The following is a 26,156-nucleotide window of genomic DNA, read 5'->3' on the forward strand; positions in this document are numbered from 1 at the left end:
CTACGGGGCGCTGCGCTGCCCCGGCAGGGCCGGGCGCCCCGGAACATACGCCTCGGGACCCGCCCCGAGACGCTCCATGGGGCCACCGGAGGCCGTCGTGGCGGTGACCGGGGACGGCCCGGCCGATGACGCCGCGGCGGCCCGCCGGCCCGATGCCGCGCCCTGGGCGGGCACGGACGTCTCGAGCACCGCGGTGACGCTCTCCAGCACCCCGCCCTGCGGACGGCGGGCCCGGTAGGCGGCCCGGTACGCCGCCGGTGAGGAGCCGAGCTGACGGCGGAAGTGCCCGCGCAGCGCGACCGGCGAGCGGAAGCCGCAGCGGCCCGCCACCTCGTCGACCGAGTAGTCGGAGGTCTCGAGCAGCCGCTGCGCCTGCAGCACGCGCTGGGTGATGAGCCACTGGAGCGGTGCGCTGCCCGTGAGCGAGCGGAACCTGCGGTCGAAGGTCCGCCGGCTCATGTAGGCGCGCGCCGCCAGCGTCTCCACGTCGAACTGCTCGTGGAGGTGCTCCAGGGCCCAGGCCACGACCTCGGCGAGCGGGTCGGAGCCGATCTCTTCAGGTAAAGACCTGTCGAGGTAGCGCTCCTGACCGCCACTGCGCCGCGGCGGGACGACGAGCCTGCGGGCCAGGGCCCCGGCCGCCTCGGTGCCGTGGTCGGTACGGACTATGTGGAGGCACAGGTCGATTCCCGCCGCGGTTCCGGCCGAGGTGAGCACGTCGCCGTCGTCGACGAAGAGCTCACGGGGATCGACGTGCACCGACGGATAGCGCTTGGCCAGCGTCGGTGCGTACATCCAGTGCGTGGTGGCCGGGCGGCCGTCCAGCAGGCCGGCCGCGGCGAGGACGAACGCCCCTGTGCACAGTCCGACGATGCGGGCACCCTCCTCATGGGCGCGGCGCAGCGCGTCCAAGGCCTCGGCCGGCGGCGGGGAGGTGATGGACCGCCAGGCGGGCACCACGACGGTGCCGGCCCTGCTGATCGCCTCCAGGCCGTACGGCGTGCTGAGTTCGAGCCCGCCGGTGGTGCGCAGCGGCCCTTCCTCACCCCCACAGACCAGCAGGCGGTAGCGCGGAACTCCCGCGTCCTGCCGGTCGATTCCGAAAACTGAGAGCGGAATGGAGCTCTCGAAGATAGGGCCGCCACTGAACAGCAGTACGGCTACGACTTCCCGGCGTCGCCGCCCGGTCAGTTTCCGTGCGGCCTCCGTTGCGGTGGCGGAGTCCTGGCTCATGACGCTAAGCCCCCCTCGGTGTTCGCGTCTTCCTGGTCCCTACGGGCCTGTCGCTCCTGCACGTTTCCCCTCGGTCTCGCACGCGTCCCAGTCCTCGACACTCATGATCGAATCTACTGCGTCCCGTGGCGCCGACGTGACACGTTCCCCCACCGGCACTATGTCGACAAGGCAACTTGGCGCGAAGCGTTCGATCACGAAGCGTTTCACCCGTGAGCCCCACAGGGAAGTGCGCATCGCGATCATGGCCCGTCCCCGTAGGGTCAAAGCCTACCGCGCGGTCTATTCCTGCCTGGTGGAGCATGGGTTGAGCAGCCACGGCACCAAGAGATGGGGGTAGAGGTGAAGTTGGCTGAAAACCGATGGTCGCGTGCACGTTTTCCGGTCATGCGACCGGCGTACGCCCTTCGTTCCCGGAAGATTCCATGCGCCTTCAGAGCCCCTGAAGGGCGTTCGGGCTCCGGTGATGAACGATGCGCAGTTGTCCGATGGCGGGGTGTGACGGCCCCTTCCGGGGTCGCGGGTGGCGCATTCGGCCGCCTTGCGCGGTTCACCCCGGCCGCCGGCCCCCGCGGCGTGACCTGAACCCGTCAGACGGTTTCCGCGAGCTGGATGTACGACACAACCGGCATTGCCATACGGGGCGGTCTCCGGCATGCTCCCTCCATTGCCGCATGCGCTGTGCGAGGGCTGGGCGATGGAGGAGTGGCGCCGTACCCTTGGGGGTAGGGGGTTGGGAAGATGTTTCCCGGACACAGCTTCACCGCTCGCAGGTACACCTCCACACCGCTCCCTCCTCACGAGGACTCTCTTCGCCGAGACACCGATGGCCGGTCACGAAATCCCTGAACCCGCAGACCGCAAGCAGGTAGCCGACCCCGGGTCGGAACCGCAGACGGTCGAAGAGTCGCGCCCTTCCTGCGATCCGGCCTTCCGGCACGGCGTCGTGGTCGGATTCGACGGATCCATGTCGAGCGAGCGGGCCCTCGCCTACGCCATCGGCATGGCGCACCGGCACGGCTCGGGACTGATCATCGTCCACGTGGCCAACCGGTTGCCCACCACGGTCTGGGCGGGCTGCGAGCCGCCCGTCTTCGTCGACGTGCCCGACCATCGCACCGAGGTCCTCGGGCTGGAGCTGGCCTGCGCGGACTACCTGGCGGAGGTGCCCTGGGTGCTCGTGGAGCGCGGTGGGGACATCTGCCACGAGCTGGAGGAGGTCGGCCGGGAGTATTCGGCCGACGCCATCGTGGTCGGCTCGACGCACGGAATCGTGGGCCGGATCTTCGGATCGGTGGCGGGCCGCCTCGCGCGCCGCGCGCAGCGCCCGGTCATCGTCATCCCCTGACGCCCGGAGGCCCACGAGACGCCCCGGAAGCGGAAGAAGGCCCCTGATGGCGCCCGGAGGCCCCTGACGTGACGTCAGGGGCCTCCGGGGTGCCCGTACGGGGCTGCGCGGACGGAGTCCGCTACTCGACGGTGACCGACTTCGCCAGGTTGCGCGGCTTGTCGATGTCACGGCCCATGGCCAGGGCCGTGTGGTACGCGAACAGCTGCAGCGGGATGCCCATCAGGATCGGGTCCAGCTCGTTCTCGTTCTTCGGTACGAGGATCGTGTGGTCCGCCTTCTCCTGCTCGCGGTGGGCCACGGCGAGGATGCGGCCGCTGCGCGCCTTGATCTCCTCCAGCGCGGCGCGGTTCTTCTCCAGCAGGTCGTCGTCCGGGACGATCGCGACCGTGGGGAGCGCCGGCTCGATGAGCGCGAGGGGGCCGTGCTTGAGCTCCGAGGCGGGGTAGGCCTCGGCGTGGATGTAGGAGATCTCCTTGAGCTTCAGGGAGGCCTCCAGTGCGACGGGGTAGCCCCGTACGCGGCCGATGAACATCATCGACTGGGCGCCCGCGTACTCCTCGGCGAGCTTCTTGATCTCGTCCTCCGACTCGAGGATCCGGCCGATCTGCTCGGGCAGCTTGCGCAGCCCCTCGATGATCCGCTTGCCGTCGGAGACCGACAGGTCGCGGATGCGGCCCAGGTGCAGGGCGAGCAGCGCGAAGGCGACCACGGTGTTGGTGAAGCACTTGGTGGAGACGACGCAGACCTCGGGCCCCGCGTGGACGTACATGCCGCCGTCCGCCTCGCGGGCGATCGCCGAGCCGACGACGTTCACGACGCCCAGGACGCGGGCGCCCTTGCGCTTGAGCTCCTGTACGGCGGCCAGTACGTCGTACGTCTCACCCGACTGGGAGACCGCGACGTACAGGGTGTCCGGGTCCACGACCGGGTTGCGGTAGCGGAACTCGGACGCGGGCTCGGCGTCCGCGGGGATGCGGGCCAGCTCCTCGATGAGGCCGGCGCCGATCATGCCCGCGTGGTACGAGGTGCCGCAGCCCAGGATCTTGATCCGGCGGACTCCGCGGGCCTCGCGGGCGTCCAGGTTCAGGCCGCCCAGGTGCACGGTGGAGAAACGGTCGTCGATGCGGCCGCGCAGCACACGGTCCACGGCGTCCGCCTGCTCGGAGATCTCCTTGTGCATGTACGTGTCGTGGCCGCCCATGTCGTACGACTCGGCCTCCCACTCCACGGTGGTCGGCGTGGCCGTCGTGGTCGAGCCCTCCGTGGTGTACGTACGGAAGTCGTCGGCCTTGAGAGTGGCCATCTCGCCGTCGTCCAGCGTGACGATCTGGCGGGTGTGCGCGACCAGGGCCGCCACGTCGGAGGCGACGAACATCTCCTTCTCGCCGATGCCGAGCACCACGGGCGAGCCGTTGCGGGCGACGACGATGCGGTCGTTGAAGTCGGCGTGCAGGACGGCGACGCCGTACGTGCCCTCGACGAGCTTCAGCGCCTCGCGGACCTTCTCCTCCAGGGTGAGGGCGGCCGAACGGGAGACCAGGTGGACCAGGACCTCGGTGTCGGTCTCGGAGAGGAACTCGACGCCCTCGGCGACGAGCCTCGCGCGGAGCTCGGAGGCGTTGTCGATGATCCCGTTGTGGACGACGGCGACCTTGCTCTCCGCGTCCAGGTGCGGGTGGGCGTTCTCGTCGCTCGGGGCGCCGTGGGTGGCCCAGCGGGTGTGGGCGATGCCGGTGGTGCCGGCGAACCGCTTGGGCACGCGGGCCTCCAGCTCGCGGACCCGGCCCTTGGCCTTGACCATCTTCAGCGTGCCGGGCCTGCCCGCCGGGGCCTTGCCCGTGATGACGATGCCGGCGGAGTCGTAGCCCCGGTACTCCAGCCGCTGCAGGCCTTCCAGCAGCAGTGGAGCCACGTCACGCTTTCCGATGTAACCGACGATCCCGCACATAGAGTCTTGCCCCTCCATCGACGTACAAAAGTCCTGTGCCCGTCCGGCCCTCCCGCCTTCCGGCTCAGCCGTAGACGATGCGGCGCAACTGGCGGAGCGAGAGCTCCTGCGGCGCCACCGCGCGGTGCGGCAGCTCGGCCGCGATCCGCTCGAAGATCTCCGTGTTGACCAGGCCGCCGGCCTGCAGTTCGCGGTGGCGGCGCCGGACGAAGCCCTCCGTCGTCTCGTCGAAGTAGGCCAGCACGTCGAGGATCACCCTGGCCGCCTCGCCGCGCTGGAGCGCGGTGGAACGGACGAGGTGGTCGATCAGGTCGTCATGCGTGGGGCGGCGTTCGAGCACCCGTCGATACTGCGTGGATCGAAGGCGTTACGCAAGAAATCTGCCCGATATCGGGCAGGAATCTCATCCAGGGGTGCCTGTATGACGGAAAAGTCCCTTAGGTTCTCATCCGCACCCCTCCCGGCCCCGCTCCTCCTCAGGAGCGGGGCCGGGCCCCCGCGCCTCAGTGATGCGCGATCGGGTTCCGCAGCCTGCCGGTCAGCTGGAGCGCGCCCGCGGGGTCGTCCAGATCCACCATCTGCTGGTTGTCGCGCAGCTGCAGCCGGTTCAGGCAGGACAGCGCGAAGTCCTCCGTGAACATGTCGTACCGCGCGAACTTGTCCGCGAGGTACGGCGCCGAGTCCTGGTAGCCCCTGACGCACTCGGCGACCGTCCGCCAGAAGGCCTCCTCGTCGAGCACACCCTCGGTGGCGAGGTCCGCGCCCAGGAAGCGGAAGAAGCAGTCGAAGACGTCGGTGAGGACCGACAGCAGTTTCATGTCCTCCGGGACGTCGGCGCGGATGCGCTCGACCTGGGGCGGCAGCACCGCGTCCGGGTCCATGACCGCGATCTCCTCGGCGATGTCCTTGAAGACCGTGCGGCGCACCACGCCGTCCTCGATCACCAGGATCACGTTCTCGCCGTGCGGCATGAAGACCAGGTCGTACGCGTAGAAGCTGTGCAGCACCGGCACCAGGTACGCGTCCAGGTAGCGCCGCAGCCAGTCGGCGGGGGCCAGCCCCGACTCGGCGATCAGCGCGCCCGCCACCGAGCGGCCCTCGGCGTCGGTGTGGAGCAGCGAGGCCATCGTCGCGAGCCGCTCGCCCCCGGTCAGGGACGGGACCGGGCTCTCCCGCCAGAGCGCGGCGAGCATCTTCAGGTACGGGGAGCCCTTGGCCGTCGCCGCCTCGTAGGCCCGGTGGTGATAGCCCACGGCGGCCCGCTCCCGGATGATCGAGAAGCCGGCCCCGCGCAGCCGCTCGTCCTGCTCGATCAGACCGGCCAGCCAGTCGTTGATCGCGGGGGTCGCCTCCATGTACGCGGCGGAGAGCCCCCGCATGAAGCCCATGTTCAGCACGGACAGTGCCGTCTTGACGTAGTGCTTCCCGGGGTGGTCGGCGTTGAAGAAGGTCCGGATCGACTGCTGGGCGAGATACGAGTCGTCGCCCTCGCCGAGGCAGACCAGGTGCCGCTGGGCGATCTCGCCGGCGAAGGTGACGGCGAGCTTGTTCCACCACTGCCAGGGGTGGACCGGGATCAGCAGGTAGTCGTCGAGGTCGAGCCCGAGGGCCGCCATCCGCGCCGCGAAGCGGCCGAGGGTCTCCTCACCGAGCTCCCCGGCGATCAGGGTGGAGTAGTCCAGCCCGGCACCCGCCGTGAAGGTGGCGCGATCGCGCCGCGCCGCCAGCCAGACCAGGCTGATTCCGGTCGCCGCCTCGGGGGCGTAGGCGCGGTATTCGTCGACGCCGAAGCCGAGCCGCCCGTTGTTGGCGACAAAACAGGGGTGCCCCTCGGTCATGCCGGTCTCGATGGCCTGGAATCCGGCCACGGCGAGCTGCGCCGCGGTGGTCGGTTCCTTGGTCAGTTTGTACGCGGTTCCGGCCAGGGTGGAGGAGATCTCCTCCAGGTACACCGGCAGGACCTCCGCCGACAGGCCGAGCGTGGAGCGCAGCTCGATGAAGAACTCCAGGGCGTCCAGCGGGAGGTCCGATCCGTGCCGGTGCCGGGTGACCGACGCGGCGTCCACCTGCCAGTGATCCAGCGCGAAGCGACGGGCGGAGAAGCGGTACTCGACCGCCCCGTCGTCGCTGTGCACGTGGTAGCGGCCGTCGCCGAGCGGGGCGGGGGCCAGCAGCCGTTCGTGCGAGAACTCGGCCAGCGCCTTGCGGATCAGCAGGCGGTTGGCGACGGCCCAGCGCTCCGGGGTCAGGTGGTCGGCGGCGCCGGCGGTGGGGTGCGTGGTCATCGGTCGTCTCCAGTGGTCGCGGCCTCGAACTGCTCACGGGTACAGGCGCTGAGCAGGGCCTGCTTCTCCGGCTTGGTGATCTCGCGGATCGCCTCGAAGCCGACGGCCTCGTTCAGCTTGTGCACGGCGGTGTTGGCGACGTCCGGTTCGACGACGACCCTGCGCACCCCGGGGTCCGCGAACAGCGTCTCCATGACGGTGGTGATCACGGCGAGGGTGAAGCCGTGCACCGGGTTCTCCGGCGGGGCGACCAGGAAGTGCATCCCGACGTCCCCGGGTTCCGCCTCGTACAGGCCCTTGAGCTCGACCTCTGTGGGGTCGTAGCGCTCCATCAGGAAGGCGGGCTCGCCCTCGTGCAGCCCGATGAAGGCGTCGTGGTGCGGGTGGGCGGCTATCGCCATGTACTCCCGCTCGACGTCCTCCAGCCGGGCGTCGCCCATCATCCAGTAGGCCGACCTGGGGTGGGTGACCCACGCGTGCACCAGTTCCGCGTCGGACCTCCGGCCCGCCCGGCCGGGGGAGGGGTCCATGGGGCGGACGGCGAGCGTCCCGATCTGTTTCGTGCCGGTCCTGCTGGTCATGCTGCGAACTCCTGGAAGGCGACGGACTTCTCGACCGGGTAGTACTCACGGCCGAGCAGTTCGCCGATGATGTACGCGTTGCGGTATGCACCCATGCCCAGGTCGGGTGAGGTGATCGAGTGGGTGTGCACCCCGGCGTTCTGCAGGAAGATCCCGCGCCCGGTGGTGTCGATGCTGTAGTTGCGGGCCACGTCGAACCGGCCCCGGCCGTCGTGACGGATCCGGTCGGTGACGGGCTCCAGGAAGTCCGGTGCGGCGTACCGGTAGCCGGTGGCGAGGATCAGTCCCTCACTGTCGAGCTCGTAGTCCCTGCCCTGCTCCTCCTGGCGGAGGCCGAGTGTGTACGTCCCCGTGGACTCCTCGTAACGGGCGCTGTGCAGAGCGGAGTTGGTGAGGAGACGAGTGGGTACGGGGCCCGCCAGGTTCTTCTGGTAGAGCAGGTCGAAGATCGAGTCGATCAGCTCGCCGTCGATGCCCTTGAAGAGGCCCTTCTGGCCGGACTCCAGCCGGTAGCGGGTGTCCTCGGGCAGTGCGTGGAAGTAGTCCACGTACTCCGGCGACGTCATCTCCAGCGTCAGCTTGGTGTACTCCAGCGGGAAGAAGCGGGGGGAGCGCGTCACCCAGTTGAGCCGGTAGCCGTGTACGTCGATCTCGGAGAGCAGGTCGTAGTAGATCTCCGCCGCGCTCTGCCCGCTGCCGACCAGGGTGATGGACCTCTTCGCCTGCAGCGCCGCCTTCTCCTGGAGGTAGCGGGAGTTGTGCAGGAGGTCGCCGCCCAGCCCCTGGCAGGCCTCCGGGATGTGGGGCGGGGTGCCGGTTCCCAGGACGAGATGGCGTGCCCGGAAAGCGCTGTCGGCGGTACGGACGGTGTACAGGCCGTCACTCTTGTCAAACTCAACCGACCGTACGGTTTGGTTGAATCGGATACTGCTCAGTTTGGCCGCGGCCCACCGGCAGTAGTCGTTGTACTCGGTCCGCAGGGGATAGAAGTTCTCCCGGATGTAGAACGAGTAGATCCGGCCGCGTTCCTTGAGGTAGTTCAGGAAGGAGTACGGGGAGGTCGGGTCGGCCATCGTCACCAGGTCCGACATGAACGGCGTCTGGAGATGGGCCCCTTCGAGGAACATCCCCGAGTGCCACTCGAAGTCCGGCTTGGACTCCAGGAACACCCCGTTCAGCTCCTCGACGGGCTCGGTCAGGCAGGCGAGTCCGAGGTTGAACGGGCCCAGCCCGATCCCGACGAAGTCGTACGGAGCGGTGAGGGGCTCAGGAAGCGCGTTCAAGGGACTCTCCCAGGTACTGCTCGGCGTGGCCGGCGATCAGATCGAGGACGGCGGTGATGTCGGCCGTGGTCGTCTCGGGGTTGAGCAGGGTGAATTTGAGGTACTGGCGGTCGCCGACCTTCGTGCCCGCGACCACGGCCTCACCCGAGGCGAAGAGCGCCTTGCGGGCGTGGAGGTTGGCCCGGTCGATGCCGGAGGGCGTCGCGGCCCGGGCAGGGACGTAGCGGAACACCAGGGTGGACAGCCGGGGCTCCACGACGACGTCGAAGCGCGGGTCGGCCACCAGGAGCCGCCAGCCCTCGCCGGCCAGATCGCAGACCTCGTCGAACAGTTCGCCGACACCGTCCGCGCCCATGGTGCGCAGCGTCATCCACAGCTTGAGCGCGTCGAACCTGCGGGTGGTCTGCAGGGACTTGTCCACCTGGTTGGGGATGCGCTCCTCGACGGTCCGCTCCGGGTTGAGGTATTCCGCGTGATACGTCGCGTGGCGCAGCGTGGCCCGGTCGCGGACCAGCACGGCGGACGAACTCACGGGCTGGAAGAAGGACTTGTGGTAGTCCACGGTGACCGAGTCGGCGCGCTCGATGCCGTCGATCAGCCCGCGGCGGGTGGGTGAGGCCAGCAGGCCGCAGCCGTAGGCGGCGTCGACGTGCATCCAGGTGGCGTACCGCTCGCAGAGGACGGCGATCTCGGGCAGCGGGTCGATCGAGCCGAAGTCCGTCGTGCCCGCCGTGGCGACGACGGCCATCGGTACGGAGCCCTCGGCCTCGCAGCGTTCGAGGGCCGCCGCCAGCGCGACGGTCTGCATGCGCTTGTCGCGGTCGACGGGCACGGACACGACGGAGTCGGGACCCAGGCCGAGGAGTTTCGCCGACTTCTGGACGCTGAAGTGGCTGCACTCGGAGGTGAGGATCCGCAGCCTGGTGAACTCCTCAGGGCGGAGCTTGGACTCCTCGCGGGCCAGCAGCAGTGCCTGCAGGTTGGACTGCGTGCCCCCGCTGGTGAAGACGCCGTCCGCCGCGGGGCCGAGGCCGATGCGGCCGGCCGTCCAGTCGATCAGCCGGCGCTCGATCAGCGTGCCGCCGGCGCTCTGGTCCCAGGTGTCCAGGGAGGAGTTGACGGCGGAGAGCACGGCCTCGCCGACCACCGCGGGGATGACCACGGGGCAGTTGAGGTGGGCGAGGTAGCGGGGGTGGTGGAAGTACACGGCGTCGCGGAGGTAGACCTCGTCGAGCTCGTCCAGGGCGGCGGCGGCGTCGCCGAGCGGCCGGTCGAGGTCGATGGCGTCGACGACGGGGGTGAGCCGGTCCACGCCGATTCCGCTGAACGGCTGCCGGGTGGAGGCGAGTCTGGCCGCGACCTGGTCGACTCCCGCGGTGACGGAGCGACGGTAGTCCTCCGCCGTCGTGTGGTTGAGCAGGTGGGAACGCATGTGGGGGCCTCCCGGACGGGGACGTCGTCGCGACCCTCCGGGCAGAGATGGGGGGGTGAGGGCGCGACGGTTAAGTTAGGCAAGCCTAACCTAACAATATGGGCGCCCCTCACCCCGGGAGGAACCGTCACAGGAACCCCACACGACGTACAGGGGGGTGTTACGCGGACCCCCGTGCCGCTTCCTCCCGCACCTGCTCCTCGCTCAGGCCGCGCCGCCAGTAGCCGACGAAGGTGACGCGCCCGCGGTCGAACTTCCGCTCCTGGACGAGGTGGCGGCGCAGCTCGCGCACCCCTGACGCCTCGCCGGCGATCCAGGCGTACGGGTTCCCGTCGGGCAGTTCGGTGCCGCGTACCGCCTCGACGGCCGACAAAGCCCCCTGGTCGCGTACGAGCCAGTGGACCGTCACGTCGGCCTCGGTGCGGAGCTCCAGGCGGTCCCGCGCGTGCGGCACCTCCAGCCAGGCCTGGGCCTTCGTGCCGGCCGGCAGCCACTCCAGGGCCGCCGAGGCCGCGGGCAGCGCCGTCTCGTCGGCCCAGATCAGGACCCACCCGGTGTCCCGCGGCGGGCGGAAGCGCACCGAGGTGTTGTCCTCGACGGCCGGGCCCAGTGCTTTGAGCCGCTGTCCGGGGGCGGCGGCCTCGGCCCAGCGGCAGGCGGGCCCGCCGTCCTCGTGCACGGCGAAGTCGATGTCGATCTCGGTCGCGCCGTCGTCGCCGCGGCGCTGGGCGCGCACCGTGTACGCGCGCATGACGGCCCGTACGTCCTCGGGTGCGGCGCGCCAGGCGTCGAACCAGGTGCCGTCCTCGGCCACCGGGACGAAGGGCTCCTGCTGGCCGGGGTGCGGCAGGAACAGCGAAAGGCTCTGGTCCCTGCCCCCCGCGGCGAAGCCGTCGAGCCCCGGGCCGCCGAAGGTGACCCGCCGCATGGAGGGGCTCAGCCGTTCGGTCCGCAGGACCGTCAGGCCGAAGAACCGGAAGGGGGCGACGGAGGGTGCGGCGGCGGTCGTCATGCGAGGTCCTCCCCGGGACGGGAAAAAGGGAGGGCCCGGCCCCCGGAGACACGCTCCGGGGGCCGGGCCCGAGGGGTCAGCCGGCCTTCTTGGCCTGCTCGATGGCCTCGGCGAGCGCGTCGAGGACCGGTGCGCACTTGTCGTAGGAGTAGATGGGCTCCGTCGTGCGGGGTATGACCTGCCCGGCCTTGACGGCGGGCAGCTTCGCCCAGGTCGGCTTGGAGGTCAGGGCGTCGGGCTGCAGGGCCGAGGAGCGGTTGTCCATCATGATGATGTCGGCGTCGTACTTGTCGACGTTCTCCCAGCTCAGCTCCTCGAAGAAGGCGCCTTCCTTGATCTTCGGCTCGACGAACTGCACGCCGAGCTCCTGGAAGTACAAGGTGTCGGCCGACATCTTCGCGAGCGAGACGTAGAACAGGTCCTGGCTGGCCGAACCGACCATGACCTTGATGTTCGGCTGCGACTTGGCGGCGGCGCGCAGCCGGGCGGCGGCCTTCTCGAAGGCGGCCTTGGCGTCGGTGACCTTCTTGGCCTTCAGGTCGGCGCCGAGGGAGGCCGCGAGGTCCTCGTGGCGCTGGATCGCCTTCGGGACGGTGGTCTGCGCGGCCCACAGGGCGACGCTCGGCGCCAGCTCGAGGATCTTGTCCTTGGACTGGTCCGGCACGTACCAGAGGGCGTCCTTCTCCCACATGGCGGTGACGAGGAGCTCCGGCGCCAGGCCCGCGTACTTCTCGACGTTGAACTCGCCCCAGACGTTGCCCAGCACCTCGACCTTGCTGATGTCGAGGTCGCCGGCCTGTACGTCGGCCTTGCCGTCGGAGGTCTTCGTCGGGCCGAAGACGCCCTTGACCTCGATGCCGTAGTCGTGGAGCGCGGCGGCGACGCCCACGAAGGCGACGATGTTCTTCGGAGTGGAGTCGGCCTTCGCCGTCTCGCCGCGGTCGTCCTTGAAGGACCAGGGGCCGGATTTCTCCGTACCCGAACCCGAGGCGGAGCCCTTCTCGTCGCCGTCGCCGCAGGCTGCGAGGACGGCGCCGAGACCGACGGCGCCACCGGCGGCCAGCAGGCCGCGGCGGGAGAGTGAGCTGGTCCGGACGTTGGGCATGGGTGTGTCTGCTTTCGTACGCGCCGAGGGCGCCCGCTGACGATTCAAAGGAAGGCTAGCCTAACCTCACATATCGCAGGCCGGGAGGGCAAGGGGCAGCGGCCGTTCCGTTACCGGGACAAAGGGAAAGCCGCCTTCCCGTGACCAGGGAAGGCGGCTGTGTCGAACGGCCGGGATCAGCCGGTGACCGGCCGCAGGCGCAGCATGTCGATGTCCGGGCACACCTTTGCGATCGCGCTGAAGTCGTCGTCCACGTGCAGCACGGTGAGCCGATGCCGCCGGGCTGTGAGGGCGACGAGGATGTCGATGGGTGAGGGGCCCCGATGGTGGCCGATCCTCACGAGCTCTCTGTCGTCAGTGCTCGGTTGGTCGTCTCCCGCTTGGTCGCAGTGCCGAGCTGCCGCTGGGCGAACGCCGGCATCTGGTCGTCCACATCCACGAGGGTCTTCGCCATGGTGGACCTCCTGGGGCCGATGGACATATACGCCTGATGTGGAGCATGTATCGCCTCGGCCCTCAGTGCCTCAGGCGTCCATGCCCAGCTCCCGGGCGATCAGCATCCGCTGGACCTCGCTGGTGCCCTCGCCGATCTCCAGGATCTTGGAGTCGCGCCACATCCGGGCCACCGGGTACTCGTTCATGAAGCCGTAGCCGCCGTGGATCTGTGTCGCCTCGCGGGCGTTGTCCACCGCCACCGTCGACGAGTACAGCTTCGCGATCGCCGCCTCCTTCTTGAAGGGCTCGCCCGCCAGCAGCCGCGAGGCCGCGTCGCGCCAGCCGATCCGGGCCATGTGCGCCCGGGTCTCCATGTCGGCGATCTTGAACTGGATGGCCTGGTTGGCGCCGATCGGCTTCCCGAAGGCGTGCCGCTCCCTCGCGTACTTCAGCGACTCGTCGACACAGCCCTGCGCCAGCCCTGTCGACAGCGCGGAGATGGCGATCCTGCCCTCGTCCAGGATCCGCAGGAACTGCGCGTAACCACGTCCCTCCTCACCCAGGAGGTTCTCCGCCGGGACGCGGACGTCGGAGAAGGACAGCTCGCGGGTGTCCGAGGCGTTCCACCCCACCTTGGAGTACGGGGCGGCGACCGTGAAGCCGGGGGTTCCGGACGGGACGATGATCGCCGAGATGCGAGGGGCGCCGTTCTCCTTGCGCCCGGTGACCGCCGTCACCGTCACCAGCTCCGTGATGTCCGTACCGGAGTTGGTGATGAAGCACTTGGACCCGTTGATCACCCACTCACCGGTGGCCTCGTCCAGCACCGCCGTGGTCCGGGTGCCGCCCGCGTCCGAGCCGCCGTCCGGCTCGGTCAGCCCGAACGCGCCGAGCGCCTCGCCCGAGCAGAGCCTCGGCAGCCACCGCTGCTTCTGCTCCTCGGTCCCGAAGCGGAAGACCGGCATGGCGCCGAGCGAGACCCCCGCCTCCAGGGTGATCGCCACGGACGAGTCGACGCGGGCCAGCTCCTCCAGGGCGATGCCGAGGGCGAGGTAGTCCCCGCCCATGCCGCCGTACTCCTCGGGGAAGGGCAGGCCGAACAGGCCCATCCGCCCCATCTCGGCGACGATCTCGTACGGGAACTCGTGGCGCTCGTAGAAGTCGCCGATCTTCGGGGCGATCACATCGTGTGCGAACTCCTCGACGGTGCGGCGCAGTTCCTCGTGCTCGGCGGTCAGCCGGTGGTCAAGGGACATGGGTGCTTCACTCCTTGTGGGACAGCGCGCGGACGGTTCGGGACGGGCTCGGACGGCCCAGTTGTTCGGCCATCCACACGCTCGTGGCGGTGAGTGCGCCGAGATCGACCCCGGTATCGACACCGAGGCCGTCGAGCATCCACACGAGATCCTCGGTGGCGAGATTTCCGGTCGCGCTCTTCGCGTACGGGCAGCCGCCGAGGCCGCCCGCGGAGGCGTCGACGGTCGTCACCCCGTGCTGGAGCGCGGCCAGGGTGTTGGAGAGCGCCTGGCCGTACGTGTCGTGGAAGTGCACCCCGATCGTCCCGGTGCGCACGCCCTCGTCGTCGAGCCCGGAGAGCAGCTCCCGCACGTGGCCGGGGGTGGCCACGCCGATCGTGTCGCCCAGGGACAGCTCGTCGCAGCCGAGGTCCATCAGCGCCTTCGCGACGCGGACGACCTGGGAGACCGGCACCGCGCCCTCCCACGGGTCACCGAAGCACATGGACAGGTAGCCGCGCACATGAACCCCGGCCTCCTTCGCCCGCGCCACGACCGGTTCGAACATGGCGAGCGACTCGTCGACCGTGCGGTTGAGGTTGCGGGCGGCGAACGTCTCGGTGGCCGAGCCGAACACGGCGATCCGGCGGGCGCCGAGCGCGAGCGCCCGGTCCAGCCCGCGCTCGTTCGGCACGAGGACGGGCAGCGCCACGTCCCCGACGTCGCCGAGCATCGGGAAGAGCTGCTCGGCGTCCGCCAGTTGGGGCACCCACTTCGGGTGCACGAAGCTGGTCGCCTCGATCGTGGAGAGCCCGGCCCGTGCCAGCCGGCGGATGAACTCCGCCTTCACCTCGGTCGGTACGACGGTCTTCTCGTTCTGCAGCCCGTCGCGCGCACCGACCTCATGGATGCGGACCCGGGAGGGCAGCCCCGGCGAGGCCACCGTCATGGGCAGTCCGGTGCCGGTCACGATTCCTCCCCCGGAGCCACCACGGCCAGGATCTGGTCCATGGCGACCGTGGCGCCGGCGGTGACGTCCAGCTCGGTGACCGTGCCGGAGTGCGGGGCGGAGATGACGTGTTCCATCTTCATCGCCTCGACGACCAGCAGGCTCTGCCCTGCGACGACCTCGTCCCCGACCGCGACCTTCACCACCGTGACGGTCCCGGGCATGGGCGCGGCCAGCGTGTCCGCGCCCGAACGCGCCGCCCCGCTGAGGGACGCCTCCACCGGGTCATGGTCCTGGACGTGCCAGGCGTCGCCGTCCCGGCCGAGCCAGACGCCGTCCCGGGAGGCGGCCGTGCTGAACGTGTGGGTCAGGCCGTCGAGTTCGACGACGACGCGTGGCCCGGACGCCTCGACGAGCCGGGACGTCCTCGCGCCGGGCAGCGAGGGCACGGGCCCGCACGCGTCCGCCGCCTCCCCGCGGTCTCCGGCGTGGCCGAACGTCAGAGACGCGGTGCCCTCCGCGCCCGTACGCAGCCCCACCCGCACCGGCTCGTGGCCGGGAACGCGGAAGTGGTGGAAGGTCTCCGCCGGTGTACCGCCGAGCCGCCAGCCGCTGGGCACCGAGAACGGGTCGACCCAGCCGCCGGCGGGCGCGGCCGGCGGCTGCCGCAGCAGGGCCGCCGCCGCGTACACCTCCTCCGGGACCCCGTCCGGCACGAGGCCGTCGGCCTCCCGCTCCACGAGACCGGTGTCCAGATCCCCCGCGGCCACCGCCGGATGGGCCAGCAGCCGCCGCAGGAACCCGGCGTTCGTCGGGACGCCCAGCACCACGGTGCCCGCCAGCGCCGCCCGCAGCCGGCGCAGCGCCGTGGGCCGGTCGGGGCCGAACGCGATGACCTTCGACAGCATCGGGTCGTACGTGCTGCCGACCGGCACGCCCTCGCTGAGGCCCGAGTCCGTCCGCACCCCGCCGCCCTGCGGCTCGCGCAGCGCGAGCACCGTGCCGCCGGACGGGAGGAAGCCGCGCGCCGGGTCCTCCGCGCAGACCCTGGCCTCGACGGCGTGCCCGGTCAGCGCGATGTCGGCCTGCGCGTACGGCAGCCGGGCGCCGGACGCGACCCGCAGCTGCCACTCCACCAGGTCGAGCCCGGTGACCAGCTCCGTGACCGGGTGCTCGACCTGGAGACGGGTGTTCATCTCCATGAACCAGTACGAGGCGGGGTCGTTGCCCGGGACGATGAACTCGACCGTCCCCGCGCCCACGTACCCGCACGACCGGGCCGCCTGCACGGCGGCCTCACCCATCGCGGCCCGGGTCCGCTCGTCGAGCAGGACCGAGGGCGCCTCCTCGATGATCTTCTGGTGGCGGCGCTGGAGCGAGCACTCGCGCTCCCCGAGGTGCACGACGTTGCCGTGTCCGTCGGCCAGGACCTGGATCTCGATGTGCCGGGGCCGGTCGATCCACCGCTCCACCAGGAGGGTGTCGTCGCCGAAGGAGGCGCGCGCCTCGCGCCGGGCCGCCGCGATCTCGTCGGCCAGCAGCGCCTCCTCGCGCACCAGCCGCATGCCCTTGCCGCCGCCGCCCGCCGACGGCTTCAGCAGGACGGGCATCCCGATCTCCCGTGCGGCCGCGCCCAGTTGCGTGTCGGTGAGCCCGCTCCCCGAGGAACCGGGTACGACGGGCACCCCCGCCGCCGCGACGGTCTCCTTGGCGCGGATCTTGTCGCCCATCAGCGAGATCGCCGCGGCGGGCGGACCGATGAAGACCAGACCCGCCTCCGCGCAGGCCTGGGCGAAGCCCGCGTTCTCGGCGAGGAAGCCGTAACCGGGGTGGACGGCCTCGGCGCCGGTGCGGCGGGCGGCGTCCAGCAGCCGTTCCACGGACAAGTAGCTCTCACCGGCCGGAGCGGGCCCGATCCGGACTGCCGTATCGGCCTCCCGGACGTGCCGGGCGTCCGCGTCGGCGTCGCTGAAGACGGCGACCGACCGCACACCGAGCTCGCGCAGGGTCCGGATGACCCGGACCGCGATCTCGCCACGGTTGGCGACCAGAACAGTGCTGAACATGGAGGTCCTCACATCACATCCGGAAGACGCCGAAACTGGGCTCACCCAGCGGGGCGTTGGCACACGCGGTCAGGGCGAGTCCCAGCACCTGCCGGGTCTCCGTCGGGTCGATCACGCCGTCGTCCCAGAGCCGGGCGGTGGCGTAGTAGGCGTTGCCCTGCTGCTCGTACTGCGCGCGGACCGGATCCTTGAAGGCCTCCTCCTCCTCGGCGGGCCACTCCTCGCCCCGGCCCTCGATCTGGTCCCGCTTGACGGTGGCCAGCACGGAGGCGGCCTGCTCGCCGCCCATGACGGAGATCTTGGCGTTCGGCCACATCCACAGGAAGCGCGGTGAATAGGCCCGGCCGCACATGGAGTAGTTCCCGGCGCCGTACGAGCCGCCGACGACCACCGTCAGCTTGGGCACCCGCGTGCACGCCACGGCCGTCACCATCTTGGCGCCGTGCTTGGCGATGCCCCCGGCCTCGTAGTCCCGGCCGACCATGAAGCCGGAGATGTTCTGGAGGAAGACCAGCGGGATGCCGCGCTGGTCGCACAGCTCGATGAAGTGGGCGCCCTTCTGGGCGGACTCCGAGAACAGGATGCCGTTGTTGGCGACGATGCCGACGGGGTGGCCGTGGATGCGGGCGAAGCCCGTGATCAGCGTCTGGCCGTACTCGGCCTTGAACTCCTGGAAGCGGGAGCCGTCCACGACCCGGGCGATGACCTCCCGTACGTCGTAGGGCGTACGCGAGTCGACCGGCACCGCGCCGTACAGCCCGGCGGGGTCCGCCTTCGGCTCCTCGGCGGGCTCCACGGACCAGGGGAGCGGGCCGCGGTCCGGGAGGGTCGCGACGATGTTCCGCACGATCCGCAGCGCGTGCGCGTCGTCCTCGGCGAGGTGGTCGGTGACCCCGGACGTACGGGAGTGCACCTCGCCGCCGCCCAGCTCCTCCGCCGTGACGACCTCGCCGGTGGCGGCCTTCACCAGCGGCGGGCCGCCCAGGAAGATCGTGCCCTGGTTCCGCACGATGACGGCCTCGTCACTCATCGCCGGGACGTACGCCCCGCCGGCCGTGCAGGAGCCGAGCACCGCGGCGATCTGCGGGATGCCGGCGCCCGACATCCGGGCCTGGTTGTAGAAGATCCGCCCGAAGTGGTCCCGGTCGGGGAACACCTCGTCCTGCATCGGGAGGAACGCGCCCCCCGAGTCCACCAGGTACAGGCACGGCAGCCGGTTCTCCAGGGCCACCTCCTGGGCGCGGAGGTGCTTCTTCACCGTCATGGGGTAGTACGTGCCGCCCTTGACGGTCGCGTCATTGGCGACGATCACGCACTCCCGGCCGCTGACCCGCCCGATTCCGGCGATCACCCCGGCGGCCGGCGCCGCGCCCCCGTAGAGCCCCTCGGCCGCGAGCGGCGCCAGCTCCAGGAAGGGCGAACCCGGATCGAGGAGGGCGTCCACCCGCTCCCGGGGAAGCAGCTTCCCGCGCGAGACATGCCGGGCGCGGGCCTTCTCACCCCCTCCGAGCCGTGCCGTGGCGAGCCGCGTGCGCAGCTCCTCGGCGAGCGCGTGATGCGCCGCCTCGTTGGCCTGCCAGGCCTCCGAGGCGGGATCGGCCGCACTCACCAGGACCGGTGCCTGCTGCATCCTGTCGAGCCCCCTTGCCCGTACCGCTGAACCGGATGAGAGTTAATGAGCGTTAACGTCTGTGACGCTCAGGTTAACGAGCGCTAACCCGCCTGTCTAGAATGAATCCTCATGAGCACCAATGCCGCCGCCCGTGTCGCGGCCCCCACCCGCCGCGAGCAGATCCTCAGGGAGGCGGCCCGCCTCTTCGCCGAGCGCGGCTTCCACGGTGTCGGGGTCGACGAGATAGGAGCCGCGGTCGGTATCAGCGGCCCCGGCCTCTACCGCCACTTCCCCGGCAAGGACGCGATGCTCGCCGAGCTGCTCGTCGGCATCAGCGAGCGCCTGCTCGCCGGCGGCAGGCTGCGCGTCACCGAGGACGACGCCTCCCGGGACGGCTCCCCGGACGCTCTCCTGGACGCCCTCATCGAGGGCCACATCGACTTCGCCCTGGACGACCGCCCGCTGATCACCCTCCACGACCGCGAGCTGGACCGCCTGCGCGACACCGACCGCAAGCGCGTCCGCCAGCTCCAGCGGCAGTACGTGGAGGTCTGGGTCGAGGTCGTCCGCGCCCTCTATCCGGCCCTCGTGGAGAGCGAGGCCAGGGTCACCGTCCACGCGGTCTTCGGCCTCCTGAACTCCACCCCCCACCTGACCCGCCCCGAAGCCCTCCCGGACCGCACGGCCACCGCCGCCCTGCTGCACCGGCTGGCGCGGGGGGCGTTCGAGGCGGCTGCCTCGTAGCCGGGACCTCGGGCCGACCGCCCCGCACGGACAGCGCGAAAGCCGCTGCCGCCCGCGGGCCACGGCGGGCCCGGGGCGGCAGCGGCCGCACGCACGTCACACGCGCCCGCCCACCTCACCACCCCGGATACGGTCGACCGTGACCGCCAGGTCCGCGACGGTACGGGCGGTGAAGACCTCGCGGAGGCTGATCGTGATCCGGAACCGGTCGCGGACCCGGCTGATCAGGCGCGTCGCGGCCAGGGAGTGGCCACCGAGCTCGAAGAAGTTGTCCCGGACCCCGACCCGGGGCAGATCCAGCAGCTCGCACCAGATGGCGGCGAGCTGCTCCTCGGTGGGCGTGCGGGGCGCGACGAACCCGGGCGCGTCCCGGAGCTTCCTCGGAGCGGGCAGGCTGAGCCGGTCGACCTTGCCGTTGGCGCTGAGGGGCCAGCTCTCCAGCGGCGTCACATGTTCGGGAACCATGTGGGCGGGCAGCCGCTCGCGGAGCCAGCCCCGCAGCCGGTCGGCCAGCGGTTCGGCCGGGACGACCGTACGGGCGGGAGCGCTGCGGTCGACCCGGCCGCCGACCAGGGTGTGCACCAGCTCGTGGTTGTCGTCCAGGGCGAAGAGCTCCCTGACCGGGCCGAAGGAGAGTTCGCCGATCGGGCAGAGACCGATATCGGAGCGCGCGGCCCGGTCCATCAGGAGCTGGCCCATGTAACCGGCTTCCAGCAGGCAGAGGTCACGGGCGAGCGGACCGTACATCGGCTCGATCGCGGCGCGGTCGGCGATCAGGAACAGGCTGAAGCCGGCCCCGTCGTAGAGGGCGCGGTTGTGCGCGGCATGCACCTCGGCCCCGACCGTGGCGTCCTCGGCGAGGGACACCAGGGAGTTCTCCCGCGGATCGAGGTAGTACGCGCCCGCGGGCAGTCCGGTCACCGCCCCGGGCTTCACATGCACGTACGTCTGGACCGGGTAGAGCCCCCCGGCCGACGGGTACCGGCACTTGGGCAGCCCGTCCACCTCGGCCTGCCGCAGCAGGCCCAGGCAGTCGGACAGTTCGGCGAGCGTGACCGGCGCGGGGAGGAACTCGCGGTCGCTGCGCCGCCGCATCGGTTCCTCCGGGGCGTGGACCAGGGGGACCCGGGGGCGGCCGGGCTCCCGCCGGAGCCCGTGCCGGGCGAGCTTGAACTCGGCCCGTGCCACCGGATCGAGGACCTGGATGTCCCGGCGCCGGGACTCCTCGAACTCCGCCACCCCCGGCGGCGCGGTCCGTGACTCCGCGACGACATAGGCGGCCAGGCCGTCGTGGCCGGGCCGGTCGGGACGGGGCATCGCGGTGACGACGGCCGACGCGACGTCCGGGTGGGCGAGCAGCGCGGTCTCGATCTCGCCGAGCTCGATGCGCTGACCGTGGATCTTGACCTGGAAGTCGGCCCGGCCCATGAACTCGATGGTGCCGTCGGGCCGCCACCGGCCGAGGTCCCCGGTGCGGTACATCCGCTCCCCGGTCTCCGGGTGCTCGATGAACAGGGCGCCGGTGCGTTCGGGGTCGCGCCAGTAGCCGTCGGCCAGCGAGACACCGGAGACGTACATCTCGCCGGTCACCCAGTCCGGGCACTCCCGCAGCCGGTCGTCCAGCAGGTGGTAGGTGACATTGGCGATGGGGGAGCCGTAGGGGATGCTCCGCCAGGCGGGGTCGACCTCGCCGACGCGGTACCAGATGCTCCACAGCGTGGTCTCGGTCGGCCCGCCGACGGAGACCAGCTCGGCTCCCGGCGCCGATGCGGCCAGCCGGCCCGGCACGGTCAGCGGGATCCAGTCGCCACCGAGGAACGCCAGGCGGAGCGAGGCGAGCGGCCCGGCGTTTCCGGCGACGCTCTCCAGGAGCATCTCCATCATGGCGGGCACCGAATTCCACACCGTCACCCCGTGGGTGCCGACGAGTTCCGCCCAGTGCGCCGGGTCACGGCGTTCGGCGGCGGCGGGCACGACCAGGGTGCCGCCCGCGCCGAGTACACCGAAGAGGTCGAAGACGGAGAGGTCGTGGTGGAGTGCGGCGACCGCCAGAGCACGGTCGGTGGTGGTGATCCCAAAGGTATCGGCCGTCTCGGCCAGGCAGTTCACCAGCGCCCGGTGGTTGACCATGACCCCCTTCGGCTCACCGGTCGAGCCCGAGGTGAACATCGTGTACACGAGGTCGTCGGGGCCGCCGGCCGACGGCAGCGGGGTGTCCGCCGGGGGCAGCGGCCGGTCCAGGCAGAGCCGCAGGAGCCCGGAGGGCCAGTCCATCGTGCTGTCCAGGTGCGACTGCGTCAGGACCAGACCGACCTCACCCCGGTCGAGCAGGTGGTGGATGCGCTCAGTGGGCAGTTCGGGGTCGATCGGCAGGTAGGCGGCACCGGAGAAGAGCACGGCGTAGGCCGCGACCACCTGCTCCCAGCCCTTCTCCATGACGATCGCGACCAGCCGGTCCGGCCGGGCGCCGTGCCCGCACAGCCACCGCCCGGCCTGCTGGGCCGCGTACGAGAGCTGGGCGTACGAGAGGACCTTGTCCGGGGCGATCACGGCGACGGCGTCGGGCCGGGCGGCCGCCCGTGCCTCGAAGAGGCTCTGCACCTGGACGGCGGGGACCGCCCGCGCCGGGCCCACGCCCCTGCGGGAAGCCCCGTCCCCCACGGCCGGCGGGGCGAGCGGTGCGCTCCGGGACCAGGTGTCCCCGTCGGTGGCGAGAGCGTGGAGCAGCGCCGAGTGCGCGGCGAACATGCCGTCGACGAGACCTGCGGGGAACAACTCCTCGACCACGTCCCAGTTCAGGAGGAGCGCGCCGTCGTCCTCGTCCTCCTGCACCTGCTGGTCCAGAGTCACCTGGGGTGTCTGCGACACGCTGAACACCGGGTGGAGCAGCTTCTCCAGCGAGCTCCTGCCGGCGGCCGTGAAGGCGAGGTTGCTGGTCATGACCACCGGCATCAGCGCCCGGTCGAAGCCGCCCTGCAGGCGCATCAGTTCACGGAGCACCTCGACCCCGCTGACGTCCTGGTGCCTCAGATCGTCCCGCAGCTGCTGCTGGAGCCTGCGCGCCCGGTCCTGGAAGTTTCCGGGCGCGCGGTGGTCGACCTCCAACAGGGTGAAGGAAGCGAACTGGCCGATCACCTCGTCGAACTCCCGGTCGGCGACGGGACGATTGAGGCGCGGTACGTTCAGCGTGAAGTGCCTGCTGTTGCTCCACGCCGCCAGCACCTCGGCGTAGACGGCGAGCAGCAGACCGGTCGGCGTCAGCCCGGCTTCGGCCGCCCGCTCCTTGAGCGGCTGCCAGACCGTGCCGGGCAGCACGGTCTCCCGGCGTGTGAACCGCGGCTGACGGACGGACCGGGCGGGGGCGGCCGTGGGAAGTGCGGGTGCCGGGGGCAGGGCGGCCAGCCGGCTCCACCAGTAGTCGCGTGACCGCCGGTACTCGGACCCGTCCTTGTGCTCCGCCTCCGCCCGCACGTGGTCGCGGAACGAGGCGGCAGGTGGGGGGAGTTCGACGGCCGGGTCGTCGTAGAACCGGGACAGGTCGCGGAACAGCACCTTGCCCGAGGAGAAGTCGGCGATCAGCGCGTCGACGCTGAGGTGGATCCGCAGACCGCTGTCCAGCCGGGTGGCGGCGACCTCGAACAGCGGCCACCGGCCGGCCGGGCGCACCTCGTGCGAGAGGCGGTCCCTGGTGGCCGCGAGCTCGGCCTCGGCCTCCCGCTGCCCACGGCCGCGCAGATCGGTCACCTGGATGTCGTACGGCGGCACTTCGGCGAGGATTCGCTGCTCGTTGGTGTCGGGCAGCATGACGGCACGCAGCATCTCGTGCCGGTCGATCACCCGCCGCCAGGCCAGCTCGAAGCGTGGCAGGTCGAGCTCAGGGGCGTCGAACTCCAGGTAGGCATGGGTGGAGACGTTGCCGAGCTCGAAGGTGTCCGTGCGGCCCAGGCAGTACGCCTGCTGGGTGTCGGTCTGGGGGAACGGCTCGTTGGTGCCGACGCGTCCGGCGCCGGTGTCCTCCGGCGTGGCGGCCGGACGGAGCGTGCCGTCGTCCATGAGCGGCAGACCGTCCGGCCGCTCACCGACGACGGCGTCCGCCAGTACGGCGACGGTGAGATCGTCCCCGTACGCGAGGTCGGACACGTCGACACCGAGATCGCGCCGGATCCGGCCGATGAGCCGCAGGGTGGACAACGACTCCAGGCCCAGGTCCAGCAGCGACTGCTCCCGGCCGGGACGGCAGGTGCCCTCGGGCGCGACGTCCACGACCAGGTCCGTCAGGTACGCCTCCACGGCGGAACGGTGGCAGGACCCGGGGTGCGCCGCTTCCTTCCCGTCGGCGGTCCACCGTCCGACGACGGTGAGCGTGCCGTCGAGGAGCGCCTGCCGGGCACCCCTGCGCTGGATCTTGCCGCTGGAGGTCTTGGGAATGGTGGCGGCGCGGACGAGGACCAGTTCATGGAGGCGGACATCGAACTCCGCCGCGATGGCCCGGACGAGGCCCCTTGCCACCTCGGCCGCGTCGGGCACGTCCACTCCGCGCCGGAGTTCGGCGATGAGCACCAGCCGCTCCGTGCCGTCCCCGTCCTCGACACCGACGGCCGCCGAGGCGTGCGACTGCAAGGCCGGGTGGCCGCTCTCCGCGCAGCGCTCGATGTCCTGCGGGTAGAGGTTGCGGCCCCGGATGATGATCAGGTCCTTGCTGCGGCCGGTGACGAACAGTTCGCCGTCCCGCAGGAAGCCGAGGTCGCCGGTGCGCATGAACGGTCCCTCGCCGGTGGCGAGTTCGGCGTGGAAGGTGGCCTTGCTCTCCGTCTCACGCTCCCAGTAGCCCTGGGCGACGTTCGGACCGGCGACCCAGATCTCCCCGACCCGCCCGGGGCCGCAGGGCACCGCGGTGGCCGGATCGACGACGAGCAGCCGCTGTCCGTCGACGGCGGAACCGCAGCCGACGATGTTCCGGCCGTGACCGGGGCGCGGATCGCCGCTCCCGTCCACGACGGAGCCGGCCTCCAGGGACGCGGCATCGACGTCGACGGCGACCGAACGGGAGAGGTGGACGCCGCTCGACACCATCAGCGTGGCCTCGGCGAGCCCGAAGCTCGGACGCAAGGCTTCCCGGCGCAGCCCCCAGCAGGCGAAGCGGTCGGCGAAACGGTCCAGCGTCGCGGTCCGGACCGGCTCGGCGCCGACGACGACCGTCTCCAGGGTGCTCAGGTCGAGGGGCGCCCGCTCGGCCGGATCCACACGCTCGGTGCACAGGTCCAGGGCGAACGGCGGCACGGGACTCACCGTGGCGCCGTAGGCGGAGATCGCGCGCAGCCACTGGACCGGGTCCAGGACGAAGGTCCCCGGTGCCATCAGAATGCCGGGGAACCCGACGGTGAGGGGCTGCAGGATGCCCCCGATGAGACCCATGTCGTGGAAGGGCGGCAGCCAGCTCACCACGCAGGAGTCCTCCGTGGTCCGCAGGCGCCGGTGGATCTGCGCGGAGTTCTGCAACAGGTTGCCGTGGGTGACCATCACGCCCTTGGGCGCCGCGGTGCTGCCCGAGGTGTACTGGAGGAAGGCGAGGCTGCCGGAGCCGGCGCGCGGATCCGTCCACCGCCCGGGATCGCCGTTCAGCGCGCCTGTCGGCAGCCAGGTGACAGCCCGCAGCTCGGGGGCGTCGGGGAAGCGGCGCTCGACGGAGGCCATGAGCCGGTCACCGGTGAGCGCGGCGACCGGCGACGAGTCCGCGACGACGGCCCGGAGCCGGGCGAGGTTGCGCGGCTGCGGCGGATAGGCCGGTACGGCGATGACCCCGGCGTAGAGGCAGCCGAAGAACGAGGTCAGATAGGCCTCGCCCGGCGGATGCAGGATCAGGACCCGGTCTCCCGGCTCGCTCCGCTCCCGCAGGGTCACCGCCACGAGCCGTGCGCGGTGGTCGAGTTGTGCGTAGGTGAGGTGGGACTCCTCCTCGCCGTCGCTGCCCAGGAAGACGAAGGCGCGTCGGTCGGGCTGCTCGGCGGCCCGTGACCGCAGCAGGTCGACGAGGCTGCGCGGGCCCGGACCGCGTACTCCCGGAAACATTCCTGTCAGATCCATATCGTGCGTGCCGTCTCAGTCGTTTTCGCTCGGATCGGGGTGGGAGGGTTCGCCGGGACCGGGGTCGGCGGGAGGTTTCTCCGCGCTCACCACGCTGGTCCCGACCCAGGGCCCGCTCCACCACATGCGGGGACCGGCACCGGTACGGGAGATGTTCACCGCGTCCGTCGTGTGCAGGGCGTCGAGGTAGTCGGAGGTGTGGAGGATGTCGATGATGAGGAGCCGTCCGCCGGGTTTGAGGACCCGGTAGGCCTCACGGACGGCGTCCCTGCGGCCCGCGGCGCCGGGGATGTTGTGGATCGCCATGCTGGACACCACGAGGTCGAACCGGCCGTTCTCGAGCGGCAGCTTCCGCATGTCGGCGGTGAGCAGCTCGGTCTCGGCAACGATCCCGGCACGGCGGATGTTGTCGGTGGTGGCCCGCTCGTTGTTGCCGGACTGGTCCACCGAGCGCCACAGGTCGACCCCGGTCACGCGCCCCTTCGGCACGCGGTGCGCCACGGCTGTCAGCACCGCCCCGCGCCCGCAGCCCAGGTCCAGGACGTGCTCGTCCCCGCTCAGGCGGAGGGCGTCGAGCTCCTCTTCCCAGACCAGGAACTTCCCCCGCAGGGTCGAGTGGAGGTAGAGCCCCGCCGGGGCGGCGACCACCGGGGGGATGCGCAGCAGCCACCGGGGTCCGCCGGCCGCGACCGCGAGCAGCGGTGCCGCGACCCCGGCGAAGAGTCCGGACAGCCAGCCGGGGCCGTCCACCCCGTAGCGTCCTTTTCGTACAGTTCTGTTGCTCACGAAAGGTGATCCTCG

The 26,156-nt window shown here is 71.1% G+C and carries 18 protein-coding genes; 2 read left to right on the plus strand and 16 right to left on the minus strand.

Annotated features, from left to right (window positions below; all coding sequences use genetic code 11):
- Positions 1–1,233 carry a helix-turn-helix domain-containing protein gene (locus ACIRJR_RS10060; protein WP_403776699.1) on the minus strand — a complete coding sequence of 411 codons (1,233 nt, stop codon included), beginning with the start codon at positions 1,231–1,233 and terminating at the stop codon, positions 1–3.
- 826 nt (positions 1,234–2,059) lie between these two features.
- Here ACIRJR_RS10060 and ACIRJR_RS10065 point away from each other — a divergent pair.
- Positions 2,060–2,581: a universal stress protein gene (locus ACIRJR_RS10065; protein WP_403776701.1), complete on the plus strand. Its 522-nt coding sequence runs from the start codon at positions 2,060–2,062 to the stop codon at positions 2,579–2,581.
- Positions 2,582–2,702: 121 nt separating this feature from the next.
- On the opposite strand, the gene glmS is transcribed toward ACIRJR_RS10065, so the two are convergent.
- The 13 genes from glmS to ACIRJR_RS10130 all read right to left on the minus strand — a co-directional run bounded on the left by glmS (position 2,703) and on the right by ACIRJR_RS10130 (position 18,545).
- Entirely contained in the window at positions 2,703–4,532 is a 1,830-nt protein-coding gene (glmS, locus tag ACIRJR_RS10070; RefSeq protein WP_403776703.1) for a glutamine--fructose-6-phosphate transaminase (isomerizing), read from the minus strand.
- A 64-nt stretch (positions 4,533–4,596) separates the two neighbouring features.
- A complete protein-coding gene (locus ACIRJR_RS10075) occupies positions 4,597–4,872 on the minus strand; it encodes a hypothetical protein (RefSeq protein WP_403776706.1) in 276 nt (91 codons plus the stop codon).
- A gap of 163 nt (positions 4,873–5,035) precedes the next feature.
- A complete protein-coding gene (locus ACIRJR_RS10080) occupies positions 5,036–6,817 on the minus strand; it encodes an IucA/IucC family protein (protein WP_403776709.1) in 1,782 nt (593 codons plus the stop codon).
- The gene (locus ACIRJR_RS10085; protein ID WP_403776712.1) at positions 6,814–7,398 is read right to left on the minus strand and encodes a GNAT family N-acetyltransferase; all 585 of its coding nucleotides are present in this window, start codon (positions 7,396–7,398) and stop codon (positions 6,814–6,816) included. The genes ACIRJR_RS10080 and ACIRJR_RS10085 overlap by 4 nt, the downstream gene beginning before the upstream one ends.
- Positions 7,395–8,681 carry a lysine N(6)-hydroxylase/L-ornithine N(5)-oxygenase family protein gene (locus ACIRJR_RS10090; protein WP_403776715.1) on the minus strand — a complete coding sequence of 429 codons (1,287 nt, stop codon included), beginning with the start codon at positions 8,679–8,681 and terminating at the stop codon, positions 7,395–7,397. Before ACIRJR_RS10090 ends, ACIRJR_RS10085 begins: the two co-directional genes overlap by 4 nt.
- Positions 8,665–10,113, minus strand: a complete 1,449-nt coding sequence (locus ACIRJR_RS10095; RefSeq protein ID WP_403776718.1) for a pyridoxal phosphate-dependent decarboxylase family protein — start codon at positions 10,111–10,113, stop codon at positions 8,665–8,667. Before ACIRJR_RS10095 ends, ACIRJR_RS10090 begins: the two co-directional genes overlap by 17 nt.
- A 160-nt stretch (positions 10,114–10,273) precedes the next feature.
- On the minus strand, positions 10,274–11,125 hold the full coding sequence (locus ACIRJR_RS10100) for a siderophore-interacting protein (protein WP_403776721.1): 852 nt from the start codon (positions 11,123–11,125) through the stop codon (positions 10,274–10,276).
- Positions 11,126–11,201: 76 nt separating this feature from the next.
- A complete protein-coding gene (locus ACIRJR_RS10105) occupies positions 11,202–12,230 on the minus strand; it encodes an ABC transporter substrate-binding protein (protein ID WP_403776724.1) in 1,029 nt (342 codons plus the stop codon).
- Positions 12,231–12,406: 176 nt separating this feature from the next.
- Positions 12,407–12,571: a hypothetical protein gene (locus ACIRJR_RS10110; protein WP_403776727.1), complete on the minus strand. Its 165-nt coding sequence runs from the start codon at positions 12,569–12,571 to the stop codon at positions 12,407–12,409.
- Between the two features lie 183 nt (positions 12,572–12,754).
- The gene (locus tag ACIRJR_RS10115) at positions 12,755–13,921 is read right to left on the minus strand and encodes an acyl-CoA dehydrogenase family protein (protein WP_403776730.1); all 1,167 of its coding nucleotides are present in this window, start codon (positions 13,919–13,921) and stop codon (positions 12,755–12,757) included.
- Positions 13,922–13,928: 7 nt separating this feature from the next.
- Positions 13,929–14,849 carry a hydroxymethylglutaryl-CoA lyase gene (locus ACIRJR_RS10120; protein WP_403778663.1) on the minus strand — a complete coding sequence of 307 codons (921 nt, stop codon included), beginning with the start codon at positions 14,847–14,849 and terminating at the stop codon, positions 13,929–13,931.
- A 17-nt stretch (positions 14,850–14,866) separates the two neighbouring features.
- Positions 14,867–16,915 carry a biotin carboxylase N-terminal domain-containing protein gene (locus ACIRJR_RS10125; RefSeq protein WP_403776733.1) on the minus strand — a complete coding sequence of 683 codons (2,049 nt, stop codon included), beginning with the start codon at positions 16,913–16,915 and terminating at the stop codon, positions 14,867–14,869.
- A 13-nt stretch (positions 16,916–16,928) separates the two neighbouring features.
- A complete protein-coding gene (locus ACIRJR_RS10130; protein ID WP_403776736.1) occupies positions 16,929–18,545 on the minus strand; it encodes a carboxyl transferase domain-containing protein in 1,617 nt (538 codons plus the stop codon).
- Between the two features lie 111 nt (positions 18,546–18,656).
- Between ACIRJR_RS10130 and ACIRJR_RS10135 the strand changes: the two genes are divergently transcribed.
- Positions 18,657–19,271, plus strand: a complete 615-nt coding sequence (locus ACIRJR_RS10135; RefSeq protein ID WP_403776739.1) for a TetR/AcrR family transcriptional regulator — start codon at positions 18,657–18,659, stop codon at positions 19,269–19,271.
- 96 nt (positions 19,272–19,367) lie between these two features.
- On the opposite strand, the gene ACIRJR_RS10140 is transcribed toward ACIRJR_RS10135, so the two are convergent.
- Both ACIRJR_RS10140 and ACIRJR_RS10145 read right to left on the minus strand, forming a co-directional pair.
- A complete protein-coding gene (locus tag ACIRJR_RS10140) occupies positions 19,368–25,340 on the minus strand; it encodes an amino acid adenylation domain-containing protein (protein ID WP_403776742.1) in 5,973 nt (1,990 codons plus the stop codon).
- Between the two features lie 30 nt (positions 25,341–25,370).
- Positions 25,371–26,141, minus strand: a complete 771-nt coding sequence (locus ACIRJR_RS10145; protein ID WP_403776745.1) for a class I SAM-dependent methyltransferase — start codon at positions 26,139–26,141, stop codon at positions 25,371–25,373.
- Between the last annotated feature and the right edge of the window lie 15 nt (positions 26,142–26,156).

It is taken from the genome of Streptomyces sp. NPDC102402 (assembly GCF_044765765.1).
Lineage (GTDB): Bacteria > Actinomycetota > Actinomycetes > Streptomycetales > Streptomycetaceae > Streptomyces.